We start from the raw sequence: 25,919 nt of genomic DNA, 5'->3' as shown, positions 1-25,919 counted from the left end.
TTATGCCGCACTTCGCAAACGGGCGGATAGTTAATCCGCCCTTACCTTGCCTCATCAAAGATCTTTGTCAATAATCTGAAACCGCACTTTCAACGTAAAGTGCGGTTTTAACCTAAATTTAGCGATAAAGATAGCAGATTTTCAATTTAATTGAAGCCTATTTTATGATGATAATGCAGATAAACTCTGTTTTAAAATGGTCAATACGGTTTCAGCCCCTGCACGATTCGGGTTAATTCGGATGGTTCGCTTTTCTAATCCCGGATCGGATTGACGAAAAGTGCCGGAAACACGATAAAACAAGGGAGGAACTTCATATTTTGATTCGGCTCCCACCGGATAAGGCAATGCACCAAACCGAGGGGCGGTTTGTAATACCTGCTCGGCAATGTCATCAAAAAATTCAACAATCAATACTTTTGATTGCGCATTGGCTAAAAATGCTGATTTGACTTGTGGAACAGCCCCGTTATTAAGCCGTTCAACTAATTCATCATTGACCTGTGCCTGAACCGCTTGCATTACCGGAGCAAGCACTAATCCACGCAATACTTCCATCGCCAAATGCCCCTGAATTTGGCAACCGCCGGAATAGTGCGATTGACGAATTTTGCTGATGGCGGTCGCATCCCCCACGACAATCCCAACCCCTTCCGGCCCAAATAACTTAAAGCTGGAGAAGGCTGACAGGGTTGCTCCGGCTTCGCAGCCAATATTCATCACTTTCATCACTGCATAATTATCATCGACCAAAGTCGGAATATTTTTTTCCTGACAACATGTAAGGATCTGCGCCAAATCGAAACTGTCTTGTGGTTGCTGCCTTGTATGTTGAATCAATATCGCCTGTGGTTGAAAATGCGCCAATGCCCTTTGGAATTGCGCTACTTGATTAAAATCAGCTTGAACAACCTCTAAACCCATCAGTTCAAAGGTGGTTTTCGTCGTGGGGTAAATCGGTGCGGTGTGGATCAAAATCCGTTGATTGGCTTTCAATAATGCTGCCAATCCTTCGCGAATCGCACCGCTGCCAGCGCCTTGCACTAAAACAGCAGCTTCAGCTTGAAAAAAATCAGCGATGGCATTTTCGACCAAAAAGGTGGTTTTCGGTTGGTTAAAACCGCACTTTAAGCCGAGATCGGCGCCAAGCAAAAATTCACCATCGGTAAAATGGCGTGTAATCGCCGCGACTAACTCAAACTGCTTTTGCATGGCTTGTGATAGCGTCAGGCTTTGAAGCGGAAAAGTTTTCATCGATTGTCCTCAATTTATTGCCGTTCTACTGCAAAATACGGTTTGGATTGTGCTGTAAAATAATTTCAATATCCGCTTCCGTCACGCCTCGCTCAAATAATAACGGGATAAACTGTTCAAATAAATAAGCATAACCAATGCCGCCATTTGCCCTCAAATGCGATTTGCGCGTGATATCCAGCGAAAGCAGCAATTGCGATTGATAACCGCACTTGATGGCTTGGCTGAATAAATCCGCTCGAAGCTCGTCAGGTTGATAATTCAGTTTGCCAATCGTATCAAATTCCACATAAGCCCCCCGATCTAACAGACGGAACAGATAATCCCGATCACCGGCTAAATCAGTATGCCCAATGATAACTCGGTCTGAATTCAGCCCCATTTGTACAAACAAATCTAATTGCTCTTCGCCAAAACGGCCTAATGAGGTGTGAGTGGTGACAAACTTTCCGGTCTCTATTGCAGCAATTGCCGCCGCTTGCAATAAACGGTGTTCATCTGGATTAATTCCCTCAAATCCGCTGCCCACTTCACCGATAATGTGCGCTTTGCGCCCGTTATTTTCAATCCCCCGCTCAATTTCATCAATAAAACGTTGTGCTATTTGCTCAATCGTTTGTTGGTAAAACCAATCCGGCAAAAAAGGGGCTTTATAACAACCGGTTGCAGAGACAATCTCAATACCGCTTTGCAGTTGAACCTGCTCTACATAGGGAATATTACGCCCCATGCCGATATTGGTAACATCAACAATGCGTTCAACTCCCAATGTTTTTAGCTGTTTAAACTCCTCAACCATTAACTCAAAACTATTCAACAGGCAGTCATCACTATTTTTGACTTTTGATAAATCCAAATAGATATGTTCATGCATCAGGGTATAGCCCATCCTATCCTCCTAGGATAATCCCACTAGACTCAAGATATTGGCGGCAATACCGACAATAATGGTTGCTATCGGTCCAATGGCCATCTCAACCAATGGGCGTTTTGAAGTGCGGTTGAGCAAATAAATTCCGGCAACAATCATAAAGCCCATGCCCGGTAAAATCGCATTGGAGGCGATCATGCCGCCAACCAACAAAGAAACTTCCAGCATTTTGGTAATGGCGGTACGAATATGATCACCACAGGCTTTTACGCCGGGATATTTATCCAGCCACAATGCCAGTTGCGCCAAAAACCGCACTTCTGCCAACATAATCACTACACCGGCAATGAAGGCTAAAATCGGGTTGTCCAACGCCAACCCAGCCACAAAGACAAATTTCATACCATCCGGCGAATAGACACCGGTTGCAATTGCCGTTGTGCCGACCAACGGAATAAACCCTATCGCCCTTGCCAATGAGACTAAGGTTGCGCTGGTTTGCTGATCTTGTGCCATTAATTGTAGCGAGACCGGACCTTCGGCTAACAAGCTGAAGGACATGGTTGCCGCCACTGCGGTCAAACCACCACTTAATGAGAGGAGCAACCAATTTTTTTGAATACGTTTTACACGCTCAGAGAACAAGCCCAGTAATATTGCATTACTGCCTTTTTCTCCGTCGGCTAAAGGCTTTGCTTTTTCACGCATGGCAAAATAAAACATCGCAATCATTGAAAATAACAGTGCTACCCCATTCGGATCGATTTTCACCGGTTTCAAGGCTTCATCGCTAAACTGAATTTCACCAAAGGATTTGGTTAAGGCATAGCCAATAATGGTGGCAATTAAAACCCAAATCCCTTTTTTATAACCATATTGATAAGACACCACCAATGCCGGGAAAATAGCAAAACAGGCAACAATCGGATCCCCCACTTTACTCAGTGAACTAATAAAATTCACCGGCATCATCGCAAACAATTCCACAACTGATTTTAACCCCACCATTAAACCCAGGGCATAAATTGCGCCTAACACCCCAGAAAGGATAAATCCTTTGCGATTGTCCGGTGTCCATGTGCCGATAACATCCGTTCCTAACAACAAACTATGCACGAGAATAATCGGGGCGGTGAGCGAAAAGGGAATGCCAAATCCAATCACTAATCCGAAACTCAGTGCAAAACTGGTTGCAGCAAGGGCTTTTCTGCTCATTCGCCCTTCCACATATTCCGGCACTAACGGGCGCAATCCGTCATGAAAAACGGCAATACTGCGGTTTGCCATCATGGCGGAAATGGCGCCGATAACCGCCATCAACGTCAAATGCTGCAATGGGATTTCCATTAATTTAGCTAAAAATTCCATAGGTTACTCCTTCAACTCTGGTCTGAAAGACTGAATTGATTCTCAGGACATTACCACAAACCTGAATGTCAATATGGGGCTCTTTCGTTGATTATCATGATCCGTTTTTTGCCACTAACAAACGCACCACCAGCGGTACAATAATTTCAATATCCTGAGCGGTAAAACCAAAGGCGACTTTGCCGGAATTCACCGCTTGCGCAATTTCATTCTCTGATAAAATTTTACCCGGCATCCCCAATGTGGCACAGCGACTTGCACCCAAAATAGCAATCGCCATGGCTAACGCACCGCCGCCACCGGTATTGCAAGCGCCAAAATAGTAATCGGCATTGCCCGACTGAATCGCCATTGCCGCTTCAATATCATTCAACACGGCTATTTCAACAACTTGCCCTTGTTTTATAAATTCATTGGTTAGTGCTGCTGCCAATGCTGTTTTTTCAATTTGTCCGCCTACTACGATTTTCATTTAGTCTCCTTATTTAGCACTATCACGAAGAAAAGAAGTTCCGTTTTCTGTTGTTTGCGCTGCAAAAAAATCACATACCGACGCACCGACATCAGATAATGTTGCTCTTTCACCCAAGTAATATCCTTGCTGTTGCTGCCGATAAACCAATAACGGCACTTTTTCCCGTGTATGTCGGCTATGCCCGATTGTTGGATCGTTGCCATGATCGGCCAATACCACAAGATAATCCTGTGGCTTCATCGCCGCCATTATTTTCTCAAGCCAACGATCAACCACTTGCAAACGATCCGCATAGCGCGCCACATTTTGTGCGTGTCCGGCCAGATCCGTTTCTTGAATATTACTGCAGATAAAACAACTGCCGCTCTGTTGCACATGTTTTAGGGTTAGTGCGAGGATTTCATCCGAATCGACCAATTGTCTATAATTAACCCCGTCACTGTTCTCAACAATATCAGCGACTTTACCGATTAATACCGTCGGAATGCCTTGCTGCTGCAATAAGTAAGGCGCTTGCGTTTTTGCCTCAACGCCATAGCCCAGATGGGCGACTTGGAAGCCATGTTCATATGCACCGGATTTTGGTGCGTTTACGCCAATATATTTTCCTTGCTTGGTCTCGATTGCCGCAAGAATGCGACTGCTCTCTCGCACTAAGCCACCAAAAGCAATGACCCGTCCGACATTGGCAATCTCTCGCACCGCTTTTCCGACATTGAGGATGGCATCAAAACCTACCGCACTAATATTGCCGGTAATATTATAGACTTGCCCCAAATCCGCCTCTAAATTGTCACCAACCGCAATGTGCCGGTTCACCCACAGCAGGGGCAAACCTTCACGAACAATCCGTTCAACCTGATAGCCCTGCTTTATTAAATGGCTCTCTATTGGGTCAATCATTTGCATAAATGGGACGATTAAAGGCTGTTTCGGCTTGCTCCCCATAATTTCCTGATGTCCCATAAAGGTATCGCCACCTTGATGTTGCAATAACGCCGTTCCATAAACCGCATGCGGAGAAAAGGTCATCGGCGGATAACATTTACCCAATACATTCATCAAGCCCAGTTTTTCCAACATGGGTAAATGTAATTGGGGACTTTGTTGTAAGATATGTTCGCACGTATTGGCGCCAATATCTTGCGGACGAACCTCCGCCACATCAGGCATCTCCCCCACGCCAAAGCTGTCAATCACCAGCACAATAAATTTTTTATCCATTTTGCCCCCAATTACCCGCTAATCAGATTGCCTAAACTGTCGTAAACAGCAATCACATAAGGCTCACCATGGCTATGGTGATCGATTAAGACAACATCACTGCGCGTCACAAAAATTTGGCTGCGAAAACACATAATCACAGGTTCGCCAACGGAAAAATGCCCTTGTAACGGCAAGGTATAATCAATATTGTCATCAGCAAAAGGCAAAAGTGCGGTTTCATGTAAATCCTCACCGACCAGTGCGGTTTGGGCATTGCCGCGACGATAATAGCCGCCGCCAAAACAATAGGAATGACCACCAAATTGATGCGAAATTTCACTCAGATACAACATTGCAATCGCTTCCGGCTGATCGCCCGTGACATTCAGCGGCATAGTGCCGGTCAACGCATGCCCAGGCTCTGCATGCGTTGCCCCCATTTCAGCCAATAGCGGAAGCCCATTAATACAAGTAGATGACGGTGCATTGATTTGGCTGACTCTAATGGCTCGCTTTTCTAAAATCTGTTTAGCTTTAATTAAGCTGTGAAAATTATGGGTTGCCGCCAATGTCCGTTGTCTTTCATCCAGTAATAAACAGGGAAAATGCGTTACGCCGACTATTTTAACAGACGTCAGTGGCTTAACTTGCTCGACAAAATCGGCTAAATCGGATAAATAAATGCCACTTTCTTGTCCGGGATAAAAAACATCGCCATCCGCACACACTTTAATCAACAGTGGCTGTGTTTTTCCTAACTGGGCGGCGACTTTTGCTATCTGCTGCACTTTTTCAAATGAATAAACCGTGATCACTTCAGGTTGCTGTTCTAAGACTTGTTTAAGCATCGCTGTCGGTGTTTGCACCAAATGCCCGAGATGAGCAACAAGCAATTGATGCGAGTAATAATGACGAGCCTCTTTATAATCAACGGCGACCATCCCCGCAAATCCCAATTCCAGCAAACGTTGCGATAAATAAGGATTGCGCCCAAATTGCTTTGCCATCAAATAAAGCGAAATATCATATTGTTTAGCACAGTTAAGCAACTTTTTACCATTGCTCAAGACTTGCCCCACATCAATAATATAACTATCTGGCAAGATCGTTCCGCTTTTCCATAATTTGAGCGCACTGGCAATCAAACGGGGATTTTGTTTTTTTAATGCTGATATAAACATCTTCAATCCTTATTTTTTTGAAGATTTAACTTAAAACAATCGGCTTAAAACAATCGGCTCGTATTAGGCTAAGGCTATACCAATTCGCAATCAGATAGCTATTTTCAGATTCAGGAATAACCAAGTCAGGAAATTCAGCTTGAATCAAGGCTAACATATTATGATGATAAGCAAGTAACTGCGGATATACCTCACTGGATTGAATCTCTTGCATGCTCTGGGCATCTAAGCCGACGGTTTCAATATTATTTTGACGGATTCGCATTAATGCCATGGCAAGGTGAGTTAATAACATTTCAACTTGCGACATCTTACAATCTATTCCCGATTGCAATAGCTGCTGGCGAAGCTGTGATATAAGATGTAAAACAGGTTTATCAATCATCTTTGCCTGATACAAAATCTCAAATCGTTGCATAACTCATCCTTAGTATGACGGCTCTATTTTTTCATTGAATACTAATTGTTGATGTTGCAAAATCATTTCGCGATCTGCATACAAATGAAATAATTGCTTAATTTTCTCATTGCCTTTTTTAATTAAAATCACCGCTTCTGTCGCACGCTGAAACAGCGCATTATGTTTAAGTGGCTTAAAAGTTAAATGATGTTGTTTAAAATCATTTCTATCGCCAATATTCCAAATAACGCCATCAATAGTATGATTTTTTAATAGCGAGAAACTGTTGTTATACATAATAGGAACAATCTCTACTGCTTGTTCAGCAAAATACCATTCCGTGAGTTTCAACTGATCGGGCGAACGAATATCAACCCCAATTTTTTTTAATTTTTCATTAGGTTGATCACGACAAATCAGCCCATGTTCCTGCACATAAGAACCGGCTCCCAACTGCATCACAATCTCTAATTTATCCTGCTCTAGCCAGTGTTCACAAGCTAAATGAGAACTTACCGCCAGATCATAAATGCCATTATAAAGACAGGCTAATCTGGCTTCTGCACCGCGCATATGGGCAAAATAGAGCGGAATATTTTCAAATTGCGACTTAAGTCCACTGGCCAACCCTTCATATAATTTTGTATAGGGTAACGGCATCACACAAACTAGGCTGGAAATATTTAATAATGTTACCAGCTGATGTGGATAGATCTGTTTCAAATAAGAACCTTGGCAGCCTTTTCGTTCTAAATTGATAAACCGGTTACTTTCTAGTGTTTTTAATGCTTTTTGGATCACCCCGACAGAAACACCAAATTGAGCGGATAAGCCACTAATTGTTGCGATGCGTTGCCCTTGCTCAAGACTTAAAAAGTACTGTGCTAGCTGGATCAAGGCTATATAATCTTTTTTGATAAAGTCAGTATCAATCATTTCACAACAATATTCATTTTTTTGAAGATTATAGCGAGCAATAACACAAAAAAAGATGACCCGGTTCACAAAATGAACTAAAAAACAAAAAGGCGTCCCCATCGGAACGCCTTTTTTATTGATTAATGTTGCTTCGCATGACTTTTCTTATTTCTTACCGCGCGAATGCAACCCTTTTTTCTCCAAACCACGATAGATTAACTGCTGTTGGATAATCGTGATCACGTTGGAAACCAACCAGTACAACACCAAGCCTGCCGGGAACCACAGGAAGAAGATGGTGAACACCACCGGCATGAAGGTCATAATTTTTTGTTGGGTCGGGTCAGCAACCGGCGTCGGCGACATTTTTTGCAACAAGAACATCGAGCCACCCATCAGCAATGGTAAAATGTAGTACGGATCTTGTGCCGATAAGTCTTGTATCCAGCCAAAGAATGGTGCGTGGCGCAGTTCGACTGCTTCCATAAAGGTCCAGTATAACGCAATGAAAATCGGCATTTGTAACAGAATCGGTAAACAGCCGCCAAGCGGGTTCACTTTTTCCTCTTTATACATTTTCATCATCTCTTGGCTCATGCGCTGTTTGTCTTCGCCAAAACGCTCACGTAGCTCCTGCATTCTCGGTTGCAGCATCCGCATTTTTGCCATTGAAGTGTATTGCGCTTTGGTCAGCGGATATAAAATCGCTTTCACCACAATGGTAACACCGATAATCGCCAAGCCCCAGTTAGAGACAATGCTTTGAATGAATTGCAGTAATTTAAACAATGGTTTGGCAATAAACCACGCCCAACCATAATCCACAGTTAAGTCCAAGTGCGGTGCCACGGTTTCCATTTGGTTTTGTAGTTTCGGACCGGTCCACAATTTGCTGTTGATGGTTTGGCTGCTGCCGTCGGCAATCACGCTGGTCGGCGCACGGAAACCAATGAACGCAAACTGTTGATTGGTGCTGCTGTATAAATGGTTTTCAGCATTCTGATCCGGAATCCAAGCAGTCACAAAATAGTGTTGCAGCAATGCCACCCAGCCCGGTTTAGTATTAATTGACAAATTGGCTTTTTGCATATCTTCGAAGCTGTATTTTTTATAGTTAGTCTCAGAAGAAGAATACGCTCCGCCGGTATAAGTCGGCATCGCCAAATTGGTAGAGTGATCAACCAAAGTATGTTTGATTTGTGCATACGGCTGCAATTCGATCGCTTGTCCGCTGTGGTTGGTGATTTGATAATCCACCTCTACCGCATAACTACCCCGGCTTAAAGTGAACGTTTTAATCACTTGCACGCCGTCTTTTTCCAGCGTCAACGGGATTTTGATTTGATCTTGTCCGTCTTCCAGTTTAAAACTATCGCCGCTGATTTGATATTGGGCGCGGGCAGCTGGCGTATCAATACCATTTTTGCCGATCAAACCGCTTTGTGCCACATAAACTAAGTTGTTGTCGTTTTGCATCAACGAAAATGGCGTGGTTGAATTCAATGTCGCATCATATTTCAATAAATTTGAATCCACAATATCGCCACCTAAGGTGTCGATTTTCAGGCTCAGCACATCACTTTCAACGCTAATCACTCGTCCTGTGGTTTGATTATCGACATTGGTGACTGCTGCGCTGGATGATGTTGGGGTATCGCTGCCGTTATTGACTACTGTTGTTTCTTGTGTAGCGGCCGGCTTTGGCAACACATAATCAATCTGCCATTGCTGATACACCAAAAAAGAAATAAACAGTAAAGCGATAACTAATAAACTGCGTTTTGAATTCATTGTTTTTCTCTGTATGGTTAGTGTTCGTGGTTATGGTGGTTTTGCCCAGAGCCTTTCGGCGGAACAGGATCATCGCCACCTGCACTCAAAGGGTGACATTTTAATACACGTTTCAGCGTAAGCCAACCACCTTTTAACGCGCCGTGCGTTTGAATGGCTTCTAGTCCATATTGTGAGCAAGTCGGATTGAAACGACAGCGTGGTCCGAGCATCGGACTGATGATTAAACGATAGCCTTTAATTAAAAAAATTAAGGCTTTTGCGCCAAACGACGGTGACGTTGCCATAATTTATCCAAAATCTCGCTCAAAGTGCGGTTATCCAGTTCGCCAATCCCCTTTCTTGCGACAATCACAAAATCCATTGCTGGAAGCTGATGTTGATTCAAACGGAAATATTCTCGGCATAAACGTTTAATTCGGTTACGTTCGTGAGCGCGTTTTAAATATTTTTTCGCCACAGTCAAGCCTAGACGAGGGCTATCCAGTTGATTGGCTCGGGCGAGAATGGTGATTTCAGGGCGACTTGCGCGGACAGGTTGCTGGAAAACAAATTTGAATTGTTCGGGAGCCAGCAAGCGTGACTCCCGAGGAAACTTGTGCGTAATCACACTAAGTGCGGTCAGTTAGGCAGCGTCAATTAAGCTGACAGGCGCTTACGACCTTTGGCACGGCGACGTGCTAAAACTTGACGGCCGTTTTTGGTCGCCATACGGGCGCGGAAACCGTGAGTACGGCTACGCTTTAATACTGATGGTTGAAATGTACGTTTCATAACTAAATCTCTACTTATTATTTAACAAAAATGTCTCAAGGGTACTTCAGGTATCCTTTGCTTCTAAAAAGCGCCTCCACAAGAAAGATTTTATGGCTACCCAAAAATAAGGAACAGAATTTTAATCGCAAATGGCGGACAAGTCAATTTCAGATTCACAAAAAGGGGCAATTTATTTAGGCTTGTTTATCGGGGGGAAATAACTGATAATCACGAACACTATCTCTAGCTGAGGATTGTTTTATGAAAAAGCTTGCCGCAACCCTGTTGACACTCTCCTGCTTGCCTGCTTCCTGTTGGGCTGCCGTCTGGAATCAAGCAACCTTAGATCAAGCCGCTGAACAGACGATAACACAGCTCGACCTGTTTTTGGATGAGAATCCAAAATCTTTATTGTATTCTGAATTCTCTCAGGAACAGCTTCAACAATTGCGCGCGGCGACAGAGACCAACAACTCAGCTCAAAAGCTAAATTTTCAGAATCTGAAAAATAAAAATCAACTGGTTTCAACCCTGTATAACATTGCCGATAAAAATTTTTATGGCGATCGTTTAGTGCCGTACCTGTACCTATATAACCAATATTTTCCGTCTGCCGAGAATCAATATAAGCTGTACAGCATGATCACCGACTATGATCAACGTAACATCGAGTTTACTTTTCCCGCTTTTCAACGTTATGTTTCACAGCATGCCAATGTCGCCGATGTGCAACAATACTGGCAGCATTTCGTCGATTCATACGGCTTTAAGCTGAACAAGGCTAATGTGCAAAACAACTTAGACATCCCGCTGGTTTGCTTGAACTTTTCCCAAATCGTGAACCCCGAACCGCTACAAAACTGGAAACAATTTCTTCATGTCCGTCCGAACAACAACATTCAATGGCAGTATCAAGGCGAAGATATCTGTTTTCAAGGCGAATGGCAAACCGAGTACGCCCTGCAAATTGATCCCAAATTACAAAGTGAATATCGCTTGGGGCTAACCAATCCAACCGAGCAAGATCGGCTGATACATCTGAACGTTACTACCAGCAACCGTACCCCGATGCTGCGGTTTGCCAATAAAGGCAAAGTGTTGAATGCCTATACCGAGCGTAATCTCAACTTGGAGTCTGCTAATGTGGATAAAATCCATTTGCAGCTGTGGCAAATTCCCGCCAATAATCTGACCCAGTATCCGGTGCGCGACTTAATCGCCGCCAACACCGCTTGGTGGCAGATCGACTCAACCTTGAACGATAACGCCCGCTTGTTGTTCGAAGGGTATTTTGAACCTGAAAACAAGCAACAAAATCAGACCAATACCAGCAATATCTTTTTTGATGATTTAGTCAAAGAGATGAAGCCCGGCATGTATGTGTTAAAAGCCAGTGCAGACAATAACAGTGATGAAAATGCCGATTTGATTACCTTTACCTTAAGCAACAACGGCTTTACCGCCTATAAAACCTCACAAGGATTATGGGTCGAAGTGCGCGATCTGGAAAGCAAAAAACCCGTTGCGGGACAAGCTGTCAGCTTATATGCCAAAGATAACGATATTCTGGCAACGGTCAAAACCGACCGCAACGGAATCGCCTTTTTCGAACAAGCACATATTAGCGGTGAACGCGGCGCAACCCCAAGCCATATTATCAGCCTTGAGCAAAACCGCATGGGCTATTTGGATTTGATGAGCGACAGCATTGATCTGTCCGACAAAGGGCTGTCCGGCGAGTTGGAAAGTCCGCTCATGCAAAGTTGGGTTTGGTTTGATCGTGGTGTTTACCGTCCGAATGATACCGCCAATGCGATGTTGTTATTCAAAACCCCTGACGGAAAGCCATTCTCCGGCACTTCAATTTGGGCAACCCTGATTCGCCCTGACGGTAAAATCTTCTCCGTGAATGAACTGAAACCACACAACAATGGCGCTTACTATTTCAGCCACTATTTTCCGTCAATTGCCCGGTTAGGCAACTGGAAGCTGCAATTGTCTCTGGCAAATGACGGCAAAGGCTATCTCACCGAACACAACATTAATCTGGCTGCGATTTTGCCACAGCAAATCAGTGTGAAAACCAGCAGCCAAACCCCGGTATTACGCAGTGGCGAAACCGCACTTTTCGACATTAAAGCCGATTGGCTGTACGGATCGCCGGCAAGTGAGCTATCAAGCCATGTCAACTGGCTGATTCAAAGCAGTGATGAGAGCAATCCGCAATGGCAAGCCTGGAAAAATTGGCAAATCGGCCTATTTGATGAACAAAGCAAAGCCAGCTCGCAGCAAAATACGTTGCCTGCAACCGATAAACAAGGCATCAGCCAATTTGCGTTACCACTGACCAAGCTGCCGCACAGCAGCAAACCATTGCAACTGAAATTGCAAAGTGCGGTCACCGAACCGAGCGGACAAGAGGTGATCGACACCCTGACAATGAATATTCAACGTAACGAGCCTTATCTGGCATTGACCGTGCAAGACAAAACCGCACAAGCGGCACTGATTGACGAACAAGGACAAGTGTTAAGCGGCAAACTGGATTGGAAACTGTACCAAGTCAACTACAGCTGGTATTGGTATCGTAACGATTCCGGTTGGGATTACAAAGTCAATGAAAGCCGCTACTTAACCGCCCAAGGCAGTATCAACGCCGAAGCCAAGCAACCGAGTTCGATTTCGTTGCCAATCAACGACGGCAGTTGGGTGCTGGAAGTACAAGGCGCCAGCCCACTGACTGCGGCTTCGGTGCCGATTGAATACGGCAATTGGTCACAGCCGAATATCAATAATGCACCGGACACCATTTCTATCAGCAGCGACAAAGAGCGCTACCAAGACGGTGAACGGGTAAAAGTGCGGTTGCGAGCGCCGTTTGACGGCCCGGCCAGTGTTAAATTGGCGACACGGGAAATTGTCGATAACTACCAAGTGAATTTTAACAATGGCGAAGCCGAACTGGATTTCAAATGGCAGGACGAATGGGCGCAAGGTTTATGGTTGTTGGCCAACGGTTGGAACCAAGCACCAAACGACAAACAAAACCTACGAGCCGTCGGTTTACACTGGTTAGGCAGCGATCTGCAACAGGTCAATTTAAACTTACAAATTGACAGTCCGGCAGAGACTTTACCTAATCAAAAAATAAGCCTGCCACTACAGTTGGACAAACCGAGTAAAAACACTTGGCTGCAAGTGGCGGTGGTCGATGAAGGGCTGTATCAACTTGCCAAAGCCAGTTTCAACAATCCGCAGGAAGCGTTTTGGGGCAAAAAACAGATTAATCTGGAGATGTTCGATGTTTGGGGCAGTCTGATCAAACAGCTCAAAGCGCGACAAGCGGCAATCCGCAGTGGCGCCGGCAGCGATGATTCGCTTGAACTCAGTACTGTCGCCCTGCCGGATTTGGATATTGATCTGTTGAGCTATTGGTCAAATCCGATTTTGCTTGACGATCAAGGTAAGGCACAAGTCGAGCTGGAGCTACCACAATTTAACGGCAAAGTGCGGATTATGGCGGTGGCATGGAATCCGCAACAAATCGGTACTGCTGAAAAAACAATGCTTGTCAAAGAGCCGTTGGTGACGCAGCTGAATACACCGCTGTTTTTATCTGCCGGAGATCAAACCGAGATGAAAGTGCGGTTGCATAATACGACAGACAAAATCATGCAACTGAATGTCGAGATGAGCGCCAATGCGCTGGTCAAATTCGAGGACAACAAGCAAACTCAAGTCATTAAGTTACAGCCACAACAAGCGATCACCCTTGACCGCACTTTTAAGGTTGAACAGCCTGGTAAAGCCGAATTCAAGTTACAAATCAGTGGTGATATTGAAAAGCAGTGGCAACGTTTTGCCGACATTCGCAAGCCGGCGCTGCCGTTCAACCAAATCAGCTTAAACCAATTAGCCGCTGGCAGCACATGGCAATCTCCGGCCTTGGCGCAAGGTAGCACGGTCACGAATAACCTCGTGTTATCTAACCGTGCCCCGTTCGATCCACAAGACGTCATCAGCTATCTGAACACCTATCCCTACGGCTGCGTCGAGCAAACCGCCAGCGCCTCATGGAACAATCTGTTGTTAAACCAACTGATTCCGGGCTATCAACTGCCAAGTGCGAATTATCCGGATCAAGCACAACGGCAAAACAACCTAAATAATGCGATTTTGCGTCTGGCAAATCAGCAGGCATACGATGGTGGCTTCTCCTTGTGGGGTGGCGATCAGTCTGATGTCTGGCTGTCGGCTTTTGTCGGCGAGTTCTTGCTCGACAACAAACTGCAAAATCCCCTGTTCCAGCAACATAGTACGTTGAACCGCACTTTGGCTTATTTATACCAAGCCGTCAATAATGCGGATTATGCCCGCTTACAGCCAACCATCGCTGACACCAGTGGCTATGCCTATGCCTTATATGTGCTGGCTAAAGCCGGTGAACCCGCTCAAGGCGCACTGTTAAAAGCCTTACCGGTGGTCGCAAAACAGAGTGAAATCTACCCTGCCCGTTTGTTTATTTTAAACGCACTGCTACTGCAAGGCGAAGTCGGCAAGGTGGCTGAACAGATGGCGTTGATCGCCAAAGCACCGCAGGCGATCAGCTTTGGTTATGCCAATTACGGCGCTCAACTACGCGATTATGCCAGTGAAATGGTATTGTTGTACGAATTAAAAAATCAAGTCGAGAAGCTAAAAATCACCGAAGCAAAACTGGTCGAAAATATTGATAGCGCAATCAATGTGGTTTGGGGCGCACTGTTGAATGAGTTGAAATCGACCGACTATTTCAGCACGCAATCCGCACACTGGCTGGCAAGATTAGCCACCTTATTACCGCAAAGCAGTGCCGAACTGGAATTGGAAGTGAACGGCAACAAACTGCAAGTAAACGGTTTGGAAACTCTCAGCTTAAATAATGAAGCGGTGCAAGTGCGAAATCTGGGCACAAACCCGGCATTTATCAGCCTGAATCAATGGATCACCCCGACAGTCGCCGAGCAAATTGAAAACGGTTATCAGATTGAAATAACTTTCCGTGATCTACAAGGTAGAGCGTTGGATCCGGCGGCTTTGAGCTTAAACGAACTGGTGGTCATCGAGTTTGAATTGAGCAAAACAGAAACCGCACCACAAACCAATGCAGATATGATGTTGGTTTATTCATTGCCGGCTGGTTTCAGCATTCAGGAAAATATGTCGCTGCCGATATTTGAACAGGATGACTCCAGCTTGCAGGCCGAGTTCAGCGAAAATCGAGATGATCGCCATTTGGTTGCTTTCAATTTCGCTCAGAATCAAACTTCAGCCACACACCGTATCGTAGTGCGTGCAGCCAAGAGCGGTAGCTGGACAGCACCGGCAACCACATTGGAGAATATGTATCAGCCGCAATACCGTGCGGTGTTACCATCGGCTGAAATTCGCATAAAAGAGTAGATAAACATCGACAGCCCCTAAACCGCCACGCCTTAAAACCTCGCAAGGCGTGGCGATTCAATCGCATATTCAGCTAAACAAACTCAACCCAGAAGACACCAACCCCATGCTAAGCAGCAACAAAAACGCCATGTTTCGCTATCGACGCACACTGATGATCACCGCACTTTTGCTGTTTTTGCTGATTTTTGCCACGCCACGGCTGCTCGATCGCTGCTTTCCACTGGATTTGCAGCGTTATCAGCAACATTCACTGCTCATTACCGATCGTAATGGGGAATGGCTGCGTTGGTATCTCTCACCGGATCAAACATGGCGCTTGCCGCTGCAACAAAACCAGCTACCAAACGACTATTTGATGCTGTTGATCAACTACGAAGACCGCCGTTTTTATCAACACAGCGGTATTGATTATCGTGCCGTTATGCGGGCTGTCGGGCAGAATTTGACCCGAGGGCGCATCGTATCCGGCGCTTCGACCTTGAGTATGCAAACTGCACGGCTGCTGATGCCGCATTCCCGTGGTTGGTCAGGCAAGTTCACAGAACTGTTTCGGGCTTGGCAACTGGAACACCATTTCAGCAAAGCACAAATTTTACAAATGTATATGCAGCTGGCGCCGATGGGCGGCAATCTGGAAGGGGTCAGCAGCGCCGCTTACTACTATTTCAACAAACCGGCTGACAAGCTGTCGCTAGCGGAAGCTGCATGGTTGGTTTCATTGCCGCAATCACCGTATTACTACCATCCACTGCGCTATCCACAACGGGCAAAACAGGCACGGGATCGCGTGTTGCAACGGGCGCTAGAGGCTAAGTTGATCAGCCCGGCACAATACCAAAGTGCGGTTTCGCAGGCAGTAGAGATTCAAGCAACTGCCTTTCCGCTGATTGCACCGCACTTTAGCGATCAAAAACGTCATCAGCACCGCAAGCAAGCTGATGAACAAGCGGTGATCAAAACTTCGCTGCATAAACCGCTGCAAGTTGAACTGGAAAAATTACTGCAACGCAGCCTATATAATCGCCATCCAAACAGCAATCTGGCAGCGGCGATTATGGATAACCACAGCGGAGAATATCTTGCTTACGTCGGCTCCGCAGATTTCTTTTCACAAGCCCGCTCCGGACAAGTGGATATGCTGCAGGCGGTGCGTTCGCCCGGCTCTGCGCTGAAACCGTTTATTACGCTGTTTGCCTTCGACTGGCTGAATTATCAGCCTGCCACGCTGATTCAAGATACCCCGATTACTGCCGATAGTTATCAGCCGACAAATTATGACGGACACTATCAGGGCGAAATCAGTCTGGCGACCGCCTTGGTACGGTCACGCAATGTGCCGGCGGTTCGGCTGCTGCGCATGATTAATCCGTTTCGATTTAACCATCACTTGCAGCAGCAAGGTTTGACACTCTATTATCCGCCAAATGCGCAACCGAATTTGGCCGTTGCCTTGGGCGGCGTTGGGATTAAAGGCAGCCAATTGCTACAGCTGTACCGCACTTTGGCGAATTGTGCGTATCAAAATAGTGTGGAGGAGAAAACCGCATCGAACCGTTCACCACGTTTGGCGACGGCGCAAAGCTGTTGGCAAGTCAGCGAAATTTTACAACAGAGCCAAGATCAAAACGGGCGGATATTTTGGGGCAAAGAGCCGGTCGCATTTAAAACCGGTACGGCTTACGGCTGGCGCGATCAGTGGTTGTTCGCCTACACCAAACAATACAGTTTGGTATTGTGGAGCGGTCGTGCGGACGGAAAATTTGCCGAGCAGCGTGCCAGCGCCGAAGACCTAATCCCGCTGTTGCGTAATGTTTTAAATCTGCTGCCTAACCCTCCACGCAGTTACACACCGCCGAGCTATCCGCTGACAATTCGCAGCGGTAGCTTGCCAACTCATTTGCAACGTGTCAACGAACAATCGATTGCCAATCCGCAACGCGCAAGCGGACGCAGCACCCAAAGTGCGGTCAGCGCCGCCCATTTGCCGTTGTCAATCAATACACCGCTACATAATAGTCAGTTGGAATTCCCGCAGGCGCGAGATTTAAGTTTACAAATCAGCGGCGGCAAACCACCGTATTTATGGTTTTTAAACGATAATCTGATTGAACAGGGTTTTCAAACCCGCTATTTACTACCGATTAACGGCAATGGCAGTTACCGTTTGGTAGTGGTAGACAGCAATGGCGACAGCGTGCAGAGCGATTTTCGGATCCGTTTTGTTGCGGCTCCGCAATCTACTCCTAATCGCGCCAAAATAATCCCAGCGACTGCCACTGAGCCTGCGACTTCAGCCAGTGCTGATTAGCTAGCGCAAAAATCAAGTTATTTTTTTTCGTTTTTTAGACATCGATTCGGGATCTTAAGCGCACTTTATTGTATCATTACACCTTACTTCGGTTTTTAACCACCTACCGTTAAAATAAATTAAAACAATAAATAACATGGAGTATCAACGTGTCTTCTCTTTGGCAAGATTGTCTTTCGCACTTACAAGATAAAGTGTCCACCATGGACTTCAGCACTTGGTTAAGACCATTGCAGGCGGAAATCACCGATGACGGCTTGATCCTCTATGCCCCAAACCGCTACGTCAAAAAATGGGTTGAAGATAAATATCTGCCACAAATTAGAGAAACGGCTTCTTTCTTATCTAAGAATGAACGCTTTGGGGTCAAAATTATCGACGGCATCAAACCGGAAAATAAGCCTCAAGCTAAACCGCAAACCAGCATACTAAACGGTAACAAAAAGGCGGAAAATAAACCGTTTCGCAGCAATTTGAATCCGAAGCACACCTTTGACAACTTCGTGGAAGGGAAATCTAACCAGATGGCACGTGCTGTAGCACAAAAAGTGGCGGATAATCCCGGCGGCCCGACATCCAATCCGCTCTATCTATACGGCGGTACCGGTTTGGGTAAAACCCACTTGCTGCATGCCATCGGTAACGGCATTGTGGCGTTAAATCCTGATGCCAAAGTGGTTTATATGCACTCCGAGCGCTTTGTGCAAGATATGGTGAAAGCGCTACGCAACGACAATATTGAAAATTTTAAAAAATTCTACCGCTCTTTGGATGCGCTGCTGATCGATGACATCCAATTTTTCGCCGGTAAAGAGGGCTCACAGGAGGAGTTTTTCCATACGTTTAACGCCCTGTTTGAAAGCAATCATCAGATAATCTTGACCTCGGATCGCTACCCGAAAGAGATCGACAAAATTGAAGACCGGTTGAAATCCCGCTTCGGTTGGGGCTTGAGTATTGCTATTGAGCCGCCGGATCTAGAAACTCGTGTCGCCATTTTAATGAAAAAAGCCGAAGAAAATAGTCTGGCGTTGCCGGAAGAAGTGGCATTTTTTATCGGACAAAAACTGCGTACCAACGTACGCGAACTGGAAGGCGCTCTAAATCGGGTCAGTGCCTATGCCAATTTCACCGGCAAACACATCACCATCGATTTTGTGCGTGAAGCCCTGAAAGATATGCTGGCATTGCAAGACAAGCTGGTCACCATTGAAAATATTCAGAAAACCGTTGCTGAATACTACAAAATTAAGGTGTCGGATCTGAAATCCAAAAGCCGTTCGCGCTCAGTGACTCGACCACGCCAACTGGCTATGGCGCTGGCAAAAGAGCTGACCAACCGTAGTTTGCCGGAAATCGGCAAAGCGTTCGGCGACCGCGATCACACCACCGTGCTGCACGCCTGCCGCACCATTGCGGATTTACGCGAAAAAGACAATAATATTCAAGAAGATTTTTCCAATTTAATTAGAACCTTATCGGCATAACTTATCTACATAAAAAGAAAATAAGAGGTTGAATATGCAATTCTCTATCACAAGGGAAAACCTGATTAAACCCCTGCAACAAGTGTGTGGCGTATTAAACTCGCGTCCACCAACGGCAGTGTTGCACAATTTATTGTTGCAAGTCGATCAAAATCGCTTGATTTTGACCGGCACTGATTTGGAAGTGGAGCTCTCCACCCAATCGCAGCTTAAAAGTGCGGATCAAGATGGTTTTTATACCATTCCCGGTAAAAAGTTTTTAGATATCTGCCGCAGTTTTAATGATGACGCCGAAATCAACGTACTGTTCGAAGAAGATCGTGCGATTATCAGCAGCGGGCGCAGCCGTTTCACACTCTCTACCCTGCCAGCCAATGAGTACCCGACTTTAACCGATTGGCACGTCGAAGTGGATTTCACCGTGGAGCAGGAAACCTTGAGCCGTTTGATTGACGCCACCCAGTTTTCGATGGCAAATCAAGATGCCCGCTATTTTTTAAACGGTATGAAATTCGAAACTGAAGGCAATTTGTTACGAACCATCGCTACCGACGGTCATCGCTTAGCCGTTTGCACCATTGCCCTAGAGCAGTCGCTGCCGAATCATTCGGTGATTATGCCACGCAAAGGGGTGTTGGAACTCAACCGCTTATTAAACGAACCTAGCCAGCCAGTGCGAATTCAAATCGGCACCAGCAATATCCGGGTACAATTTGAACACACCGTATTCACCTCGAAACTGATCGATGGACGTTTCCCGGATTATCGTCGCGTGCTGCCGCGCAATGCCGATCATATCATTGAAGCCGATTGGGCAACGTTAAAACAAGCCTTCTCACGCGCCGCAATTCTCTCCAACGAGCGGATTCACGGTGTGCGCTTGGCACTGAGCCTGAACCAAATGGGCATCACCTCCAGCAATGCAGAAAAAGACGTTGCCGAGGAAGTGATCGATATTCAATATGATAACGACGAAATGGAGATCAGCTTTAATGTCAGTTACCTTTTGGATGTGCTTAACGCTTTAAAATGTGAAAAAGTGCGGTTTCGTTTCAGTGATTCCAACTCCAGCTGCCTAATTGAAGACTGCAACGAAGCCAGCGCAGAGTACGTCATTATGCCGATGCGGTTATAACGGTTATTGCTGTGGCACTTTCCAGACTGATTATTAATGGGTTTCGCAATTTGCAAGCCGTGGATTTTGAACCGAATCCCGGCTTCAATTTTATTGTCGGCAACAACGGCAGCGGCAAAACCAGCCTACTGGAAGCCGTTTATTACCTTGGACACGGGCGCTCGTTTAAAAGTGCGGTCAGTCAACGGATTATCCACTACGAACAACCGCACTTCACCCTGCACGCCCGCATGAACGAGCAGCAACACGACTGGGCGTTAGGTTTGCAGAAAACCCGTCAGGGCGACACCACCGTAAAAATCAACGGCGAAGACGGCAATAAAATCGCCGATTTGGCGCAGTTGTTGCCAATGCAGATTATCTCTCCCGAAGGCTTGAGTTTGCTCAACGGCGGCCCGGCGTTTCGGCGTGCATTTTTGGATTGGGGCTTGTTTCACCATCAAACCGAATTTTACGCCTGTTGGGCAAGGCTGCGCCGTCTGTTGAAACAGCGCAACGCTGCGTTGCAACAAAGTTCGCAATATGCGCCTCTGAAAATTTGGGACGACGAATTATCACCCTTGGCACAGCAAGTCAGCGATTGGCGTCGGCAGTATGCAGAGGCGTTGCGCCCCAATATTGAAAAGAGTTGTCGCCTGTTCTTGCCAGAGTTAGAGATTCAAGTCAGCTTCCATCAAGGTTGGGATAAAAATCTCGATTATGCCGAACTGCTGGCGCAGAATTTTGAGCGGGATAAAAATATCGGTTACACCGTCTCCGGGCCGCAAAAAGCCGATTTTCGTTTTAAAGCCAACGGCTTGCCGGTCGATGATGTATTGTCACGCGGACAGTTAAAACTGATGATGTGCGCCCTGCGTTTGGCACAAGGCGAACACTTAACCGAAACCAAACAGCGCCACTGCCTGTTCTTACTTGACGACTTCGCCTCCGAGTTGGATCAACATAAACAACGCCTGCTGGCAGAAAGGCTACAACACAGTGCCTCGCAAGTCTTCATCACCGCCATCTCTCAAGATCAACTGAAACAGATGCCGGTGGAAAAGGGATCATTGTTTGAGTTACAGCAAGGGGAACTAGCTCGTTTGCCTTGACCGCACTTTGGGCTTTGATATTTTCTCGTTCATCTTAAATTTAACTATCGGGTTTCGCCGATGCCGACCTTCTTTCTTTGCTCGTGCAAAGAAAGAAGGCAAAGAAACACGCCCCAGTTGTAGTGCTGATCTTCGCCTTTGCTAATTTCTACGTTCAATTTGTAAACTTGCCTGCTACGCAGGCTTCGAACACGACAAATTGACCTTGAAATCTTCACGCAAACGCTCAGGCACTACAGATGGGGAATTAAAAAGCAACCGCACCGCACTTTCATTTTTCTTTCTATTTTTAAAATCTCGTATTCTGCGTCGTATTTTTCGAGTTCCCTTGTGAACTGCCTGAGTATGTGTGAAATTTGTAGGGAAATTTTTTTGTTTGAGCGAAGCGAGTTTGCCCGCATAGCGGGTGCATTAAAAATTTTCCGTTAAACAAATTCACACTAAGCGAAGAAAAGCAGTTCATTAGGATGAGCTTGCGAGTAAAAGTATAGTCGCCATCGGCGAAACCCGATAGCTAAATTTCAACTGACCAATAAAAACAAAATCAAAGTACGGTCAGCATTCAGGCGAAAGAGAGATAACGAATGAATAAAAGAAAAAACACAAAATACAGCCAAAATCTGTTATAATTGTTCAAATTTTTTGAATAAAAACTGAGAGAAAATATGTCTTCAGATATGCCTAACAACACAGTAGCAAATGCTTATGATTCTTCCAGTATCAAAGTCTTAAAAGGATTGGATGCGGTCAGAAAACGTCCGGGAATGTATATTGGTGACACCGACGACGGCAGCGGTTTACATCATATGGTATTTGAGGTGGTTGACAACTCAATTGACGAAGCGCTTGCCGGTTACTGCCAAGACATCATCATCACCATACACACCGACAACTCCGTTTCAGTACAAGACGACGGACGTGGTATTCCTGTCGGCATTCACCCAGAAGAAGGCGTTTCTGCCGCTGAAGTGATCATGACCGTGTTGCATGCCGGCGGAAAATTTGACGATAACTCCTACAAAGTATCCGGTGGCTTGCACGGCGTCGGTGTATCGGTGGTGAATGCGCTGTCTGACAAACTATTATTGACCATTCGCCGTGAAGGCAAAGTGCACGAACAAACCTACCATTTAGGTGTACCACAAGCGCCGTTAAGCGTGATTGGTGAAACGGAGCAAACCGGTACGGCAGTACGCTTCTGGCCAAGCCCGACGATTTTCACCAATATCGAATTCCAGTATGAAATTCTGGCGAAACGGTTGCGTGAACTGTCGTTTTTAAATTCCGGTGTCTCGATTAAATTGATCGATAAACGCAGCGATAAGCAAGATCACTTCAAATATGAAGGCGGTATCCGCGCTTTCGTTGAGCATTTGAACAAAAACAAAACCCCGATTCACCAGCAACCGTTCTATTTTTCCACCGAGAAAGACAATATCGGCGTTGAAGTGGCACTGCAATGGAACGACGGTTTTCAGGAAAATCTGTACTGCTTCACCAATAATATTCCGCAACGTGACGGCGGCACCCATTTAGCGGGCTTCCGTGGTGCGCTGACCCGTACCCTCAATAACTACATGGAAAATGAGGGGTACAATAAAAAATCCAAAATCAACACTTCCGGCGACGATGCGCGTGAAGGATTGGTAGCGATTATCTCGGTTAAAGTGCCGGATCCGAAGTTTTCCTCGCAAACCAAAGATAAACTGGTCTCTTCCGAAGTAAAAAGTGCGGTTGAGTCAGCAATGGGCGAGCGTTTGCAGGAATATCTATTAGAAAATCCAAACGATGCCAAAATCATTGTCGGCAAAATTATTGATGCCGCACGTGCACGCGAAGCCGCCCGCAAAGCCCGGGAAATGACCCGCCGTAAAGGCGCATTGGATCTAGGCGGCTTACCGGGTAAGCTAGCCGACTGCCAAGAACGTGACCCGGCACTGTCCGAACTGTATATCGTGGAAGGGGACTCAGCCGGCGGTTCGGCAAAACAGGGACGCAACCGTAAAAACCAAGCGATTTTGCCGTTAAAAGGAAAAATCCTGAACGTCGAAAAAGCCCGTTTTGACAAAATGCTCTCTTCGCAAGAGGTTGCCACGCTGATTACTGCACTGGGTTGTGGTATCGGACGTGACGAATATAATCCGGAAAAACTGCGTTATCATAAGATTATTATTATGACCGACGCCGACGTGGACGGTGCGCATATCCGTACTCTGTTGCTGACCTTCTTCTATCGCCAAATGCCGGAATTGATTGAAAAAGGCTACGTGTATATTGCTCAGCCGCCGCTGTATAAAGTGAAAAAAGGCAAACAAGAACAATATATTAAAGACGATGAAGCCATGACCCAATATGAACTTGCGATTGCGTTGGACGGCGCCGGACTGCATGTTTCCGGCACTGCACCGGCAATGAGTGGTTTGCCGTTGGAAAAATTGATCGGCGAATATAACAACGTCAATAAGATGATTGCCCGTTTAGTGCGCCATTACCCGACCGCACTTTTACAAGAGTTGATCTACGCCCCAACATTAAGTGTTGAGTTGATGAAAAACAAAACCGAGTTGGAGAACTGGTCGCAGCAGTTGCTGGCAAATCTGAAAAACAAAGATATCGGCGGCAACCACTACGCTATCCGCACAGTTTATAACCAAGAGCGGCATCTGGACGAAGTGGTGCTAACCGTACGTACCCATGGTATCGACAGCAACTATCACCTTGACTTCCACTTTGCCGAAGGCTCGGAATATCAACGCATCGTCAAATTGGGCGAACAGTTACGCAACCTGATCGAAGCCGGTGCCTATGTGGTGCGTGGCGAGCGCCAGCAGGAAATCAGCTCGTTTGAACAAGCGGTTGACTGGTTAGTCAAAGAATCACGACGCGGCTTAGGGATTCAACGCTATAAAGGGCTTGGAGAAATGAACCCTGAACAGCTTTGGGAAACCACCATGGATCCAAACGCCCGTCATATGCTGCAAGTCACCATTAAAGATGCCGTCGCTGCAGATCAACTGTTCACCACCTTAATGGGTGATGAAGTCGAACCCCGCCGTGACTTTATCGAAAGTAATGCGTTACAGGCGAATTTGGATATTTAGATTATGATAAGTGCTATTTTCTTAAATTAAAATAGCACTTACATTAAGGTTTAATATGCTAAATAATCAATTAAAACATACTATAAACTTGTTGATTTTTTCATTTTTCACAACCATTCTACTGATTAGAAAATCTTATTATATTCCACCATTAATCTTGTTATTAATAGCTATATTCTTTATAGCCAAATTCCATAAACAGATTGATATACCCAATAAAATAAAAATATACAGCATGGTATGTATTAGTTATAGCTTACTTGCACTATTTATTGCCATCATTCATAATGATCCTATCCCAAGCTCATTTAAGGCTGAAACTTTTGCTGCTTTAACCGTTCCTATTATTATTTTATTTTCATACACTAATTTAAATTTAAAAATAATTGCATTATCCTTATCTAGCGCAACTATTCTTGCTGGATGTAAAGCCATTTATGATAAATTTGTCCTAGGACTTGAACGAGCCCTATCAGAAAGTGCGGTGCACGTTGTGATTACAGGTGGGATTGTCATGACGATGGCAATGCTTTGTTGTGCTATTTCAATTTATTATTTAAGCCAAAAACACTATAAAAATGCTATAGTTACTGGATTTGCTGCAATAATGGGGGTTCTGGCAAGTATTTTAACTGGCTCGAGAGGATCATGGTTAGTCTTTCCATTTATTATTATTCTATTATTTATTGTTTATTGGAAATCATTAAAAAAAGCTATTCCAATTATCGGAATATGTTTAATTTCGGGTATAACCATACTAGCATTATCACCTGATACAGGTATTTCAAAACGATATCATCAAGCTATATATGATATAACGCACTACGCTGAACAAACTGAAAAAACAACCTCCATAGGAATGCGCTTTGAATTATGGAAGAGTGCTTGGTATGGTTTTCTGGAAAAACCTATCTTAGGTTGGGGAAAGGCCGGAATGTTTGAAGCCAAAAAACAACAGGTAGAACAAAATATTATTATCCCATATACCCTATCTCCACATTTAACACATGCACATAACCAATTTCTAGAACAAATGTTTTTTAGAGGTTTACTGGGTTTACTCGTCTTGCTAGCAATTCTATTTATTCCTTTGATACACTTTATAAATTCATTTAGACAAACAATGTCTTCT

Annotated in this window: 19 protein-coding genes; 7 read left to right on the top strand and 12 right to left on the bottom strand. The window is 45.3% G+C overall.

Translation table 11 applies throughout. The features are described 5' to 3' along the window. Positions 1-162: 162 nt before the first annotated feature. From FHQ30_RS10190 to rpmH, 12 genes are all read right to left on the bottom strand, one after another. Positions 163-1,254, bottom strand: a complete 1,092-nt coding sequence (locus tag FHQ30_RS10190; protein ID WP_139611598.1) for an aminotransferase class I/II-fold pyridoxal phosphate-dependent enzyme — start codon at positions 1,252-1,254, stop codon at positions 163-165. Between the two features lie 25 nt (positions 1,255-1,279). Continuing rightward, positions 1,280-2,143 carry a phosphotriesterase family protein gene (locus tag FHQ30_RS10185; RefSeq protein WP_139611597.1) on the bottom strand — a complete coding sequence of 288 codons (864 nt, stop codon included), beginning with the start codon at positions 2,141-2,143 and terminating at the stop codon, positions 1,280-1,282. Between the two features lie 9 nt (positions 2,144-2,152). Further along, positions 2,153-3,493 (bottom strand): YhfT family protein, encoded by a 1,341-nt coding sequence (locus FHQ30_RS10180; protein ID WP_267963836.1) that lies wholly within the window; start codon positions 3,491-3,493, stop codon positions 2,153-2,155. Between the two features lie 94 nt (positions 3,494-3,587). Continuing rightward, positions 3,588-3,965: a DUF2620 domain-containing protein gene (locus FHQ30_RS10175; RefSeq protein ID WP_139611596.1), complete on the bottom strand. Its 378-nt coding sequence runs from the start codon at positions 3,963-3,965 to the stop codon at positions 3,588-3,590. Positions 3,966-3,974: 9 nt separating this feature from the next. After that, positions 3,975-5,192 (bottom strand): phosphopentomutase, encoded by a 1,218-nt coding sequence (locus tag FHQ30_RS10170; RefSeq protein ID WP_139611595.1) that lies wholly within the window; start codon positions 5,190-5,192, stop codon positions 3,975-3,977. 11 nt (positions 5,193-5,203) lie between these two features. Further along, positions 5,204-6,355, bottom strand: a complete 1,152-nt coding sequence (locus FHQ30_RS10165) for an alanine racemase (protein WP_139611594.1) — start codon at positions 6,353-6,355, stop codon at positions 5,204-5,206. Positions 6,356-6,380: 25 nt separating this feature from the next. Next, the gene (locus FHQ30_RS10160) at positions 6,381-6,773 is read right to left on the bottom strand and encodes a PRD domain-containing protein (RefSeq protein WP_139611593.1); all 393 of its coding nucleotides are present in this window, start codon (positions 6,771-6,773) and stop codon (positions 6,381-6,383) included. 9 nt (positions 6,774-6,782) lie between these two features. After that, positions 6,783-7,793, bottom strand: a complete 1,011-nt coding sequence (gene yhfZ / locus FHQ30_RS10155) for a GntR family transcriptional regulator YhfZ (RefSeq protein WP_139611592.1) — start codon at positions 7,791-7,793, stop codon at positions 6,783-6,785. A gap of 45 nt (positions 7,794-7,838) precedes the next feature. Continuing rightward, positions 7,839-9,464: a membrane protein insertase YidC gene (yidC, locus tag FHQ30_RS10150; protein WP_139611591.1), complete on the bottom strand. Its 1,626-nt coding sequence runs from the start codon at positions 9,462-9,464 to the stop codon at positions 7,839-7,841. Between the two features lie 17 nt (positions 9,465-9,481). Next, positions 9,482-9,751 carry a membrane protein insertion efficiency factor YidD gene (yidD, locus tag FHQ30_RS10145; RefSeq protein ID WP_139608148.1) on the bottom strand — a complete coding sequence of 90 codons (270 nt, stop codon included), beginning with the start codon at positions 9,749-9,751 and terminating at the stop codon, positions 9,482-9,484. Beyond that, on the bottom strand, positions 9,715-10,074 hold the full coding sequence (gene rnpA / locus FHQ30_RS10140) for a ribonuclease P protein component (protein WP_139611590.1): 360 nt from the start codon (positions 10,072-10,074) through the stop codon (positions 9,715-9,717). The genes yidD and rnpA overlap by 37 nt, the downstream gene beginning before the upstream one ends. Positions 10,075-10,103: 29 nt before the next feature. Further along, positions 10,104-10,238: a 50S ribosomal protein L34 gene (gene rpmH, locus FHQ30_RS10135; protein WP_084255372.1), complete on the bottom strand. Its 135-nt coding sequence runs from the start codon at positions 10,236-10,238 to the stop codon at positions 10,104-10,106. A 243-nt stretch (positions 10,239-10,481) separates the two neighbouring features. Between rpmH and FHQ30_RS10130 the strand changes: the two genes are divergently transcribed. The 7 genes from FHQ30_RS10130 to FHQ30_RS10100 all read left to right on the top strand — a co-directional run. Then, the gene (locus FHQ30_RS10130) at positions 10,482-15,662 is read left to right on the top strand and encodes an alpha-2-macroglobulin family protein (protein WP_139611589.1); all 5,181 of its coding nucleotides are present in this window, start codon (positions 10,482-10,484) and stop codon (positions 15,660-15,662) included. Between the two features lie 106 nt (positions 15,663-15,768). Continuing rightward, the gene (pbpC, locus tag FHQ30_RS10125) at positions 15,769-17,973 is read left to right on the top strand and encodes a penicillin-binding protein 1C (protein ID WP_139611588.1); all 2,205 of its coding nucleotides are present in this window, start codon (positions 15,769-15,771) and stop codon (positions 17,971-17,973) included. A gap of 143 nt (positions 17,974-18,116) precedes the next feature. Then, positions 18,117-19,460, top strand: a complete 1,344-nt coding sequence (dnaA, locus tag FHQ30_RS10120) for a chromosomal replication initiator protein DnaA (protein ID WP_139611587.1) — start codon at positions 18,117-18,119, stop codon at positions 19,458-19,460. 34 nt (positions 19,461-19,494) lie between these two features. Continuing rightward, complete coding sequence (dnaN, locus tag FHQ30_RS10115) at positions 19,495-20,595, top strand: DNA polymerase III subunit beta (RefSeq protein WP_139611586.1); 1,101 nt, start codon at positions 19,495-19,497, stop codon at positions 20,593-20,595. 11 nt (positions 20,596-20,606) lie between these two features. Then, complete coding sequence (gene recF, locus FHQ30_RS10110) at positions 20,607-21,686, top strand: DNA replication/repair protein RecF (protein ID WP_139611585.1); 1,080 nt, start codon at positions 20,607-20,609, stop codon at positions 21,684-21,686. 677 nt (positions 21,687-22,363) lie between these two features. Beyond that, entirely contained in the window at positions 22,364-24,787 is a 2,424-nt protein-coding gene (gene gyrB / locus FHQ30_RS10105) for a DNA topoisomerase (ATP-hydrolyzing) subunit B (RefSeq protein ID WP_442805684.1), read from the top strand. 55 nt (positions 24,788-24,842) lie between these two features. Then, positions 24,843-25,919, top strand: a 1,077-nt coding sequence (locus tag FHQ30_RS10100) for an O-antigen ligase family protein (protein WP_139625170.1), incomplete at its 3' end; no start/stop codon positions are given.

Source organism: Testudinibacter sp. 'clade 2', from assembly GCF_006227735.1.
GTDB lineage: Bacteria > Pseudomonadota > Gammaproteobacteria > Enterobacterales > Pasteurellaceae > Chelonobacter.
Note: the sequence above shows the minus strand (reverse complement) of the source record. Positions and strands in the feature narration are given on the sequence as shown.

Excerpts from the sequence above, each read along its gene's own strand:
- yidD (WP_139608148.1), bottom strand. The coding sequence starts at position 9,751 with ATGGCAACGTCACCGTCGTTTGGCGCAAAAGCCTTAATTTTTTTAATT.
- FHQ30_RS10185 (WP_139611597.1), bottom strand. The coding sequence starts at position 2,143 with ATGGGCTATACCCTGATGCATGAACATATCTATTTGGATTTATCAAAA.
- FHQ30_RS10130 (WP_139611589.1), top strand. The coding sequence starts at position 10,482 with ATGAAAAAGCTTGCCGCAACCCTGTTGACACTCTCCTGCTTGCCTGCT.
- FHQ30_RS10170 (WP_139611595.1), bottom strand. The coding sequence starts at position 5,192 with ATGGATAAAAAATTTATTGTGCTGGTGATTGACAGCTTTGGCGTGGGG.
- FHQ30_RS10165 (WP_139611594.1), bottom strand. The coding sequence starts at position 6,355 with ATGTTTATATCAGCATTAAAAAAACAAAATCCCCGTTTGATTGCCAGT.
- pbpC (WP_139611588.1), top strand. The coding sequence starts at position 15,769 with ATGCTAAGCAGCAACAAAAACGCCATGTTTCGCTATCGACGCACACTG.
- dnaN (WP_139611586.1), top strand. The coding sequence starts at position 19,495 with ATGCAATTCTCTATCACAAGGGAAAACCTGATTAAACCCCTGCAACAA.
- FHQ30_RS10180 (WP_267963836.1), bottom strand. The coding sequence starts at position 3,493 with ATGGAATTTTTAGCTAAATTAATGGAAATCCCATTGCAGCATTTGACG.
- gyrB (WP_442805684.1), top strand. The coding sequence starts at position 22,364 with ATGCCTAACAACACAGTAGCAAATGCTTATGATTCTTCCAGTATCAAA.
- rpmH (WP_084255372.1), bottom strand. The coding sequence starts at position 10,238 with ATGAAACGTACATTTCAACCATCAGTATTAAAGCGTAGCCGTACTCAC.
- FHQ30_RS10160 (WP_139611593.1), bottom strand. The coding sequence starts at position 6,773 with ATGCAACGATTTGAGATTTTGTATCAGGCAAAGATGATTGATAAACCT.
- yhfZ (WP_139611592.1), bottom strand. The coding sequence starts at position 7,793 with ATGGGGACGCCTTTTTGTTTTTTAGTTCATTTTGTGAACCGGGTCATC.
- yidC (WP_139611591.1), bottom strand. The coding sequence starts at position 9,464 with ATGAATTCAAAACGCAGTTTATTAGTTATCGCTTTACTGTTTATTTCT.
- FHQ30_RS10175 (WP_139611596.1), bottom strand. The coding sequence starts at position 3,965 with ATGAAAATCGTAGTAGGCGGACAAATTGAAAAAACAGCATTGGCAGCA.
- FHQ30_RS10190 (WP_139611598.1), bottom strand. The coding sequence starts at position 1,254 with ATGAAAACTTTTCCGCTTCAAAGCCTGACGCTATCACAAGCCATGCAA.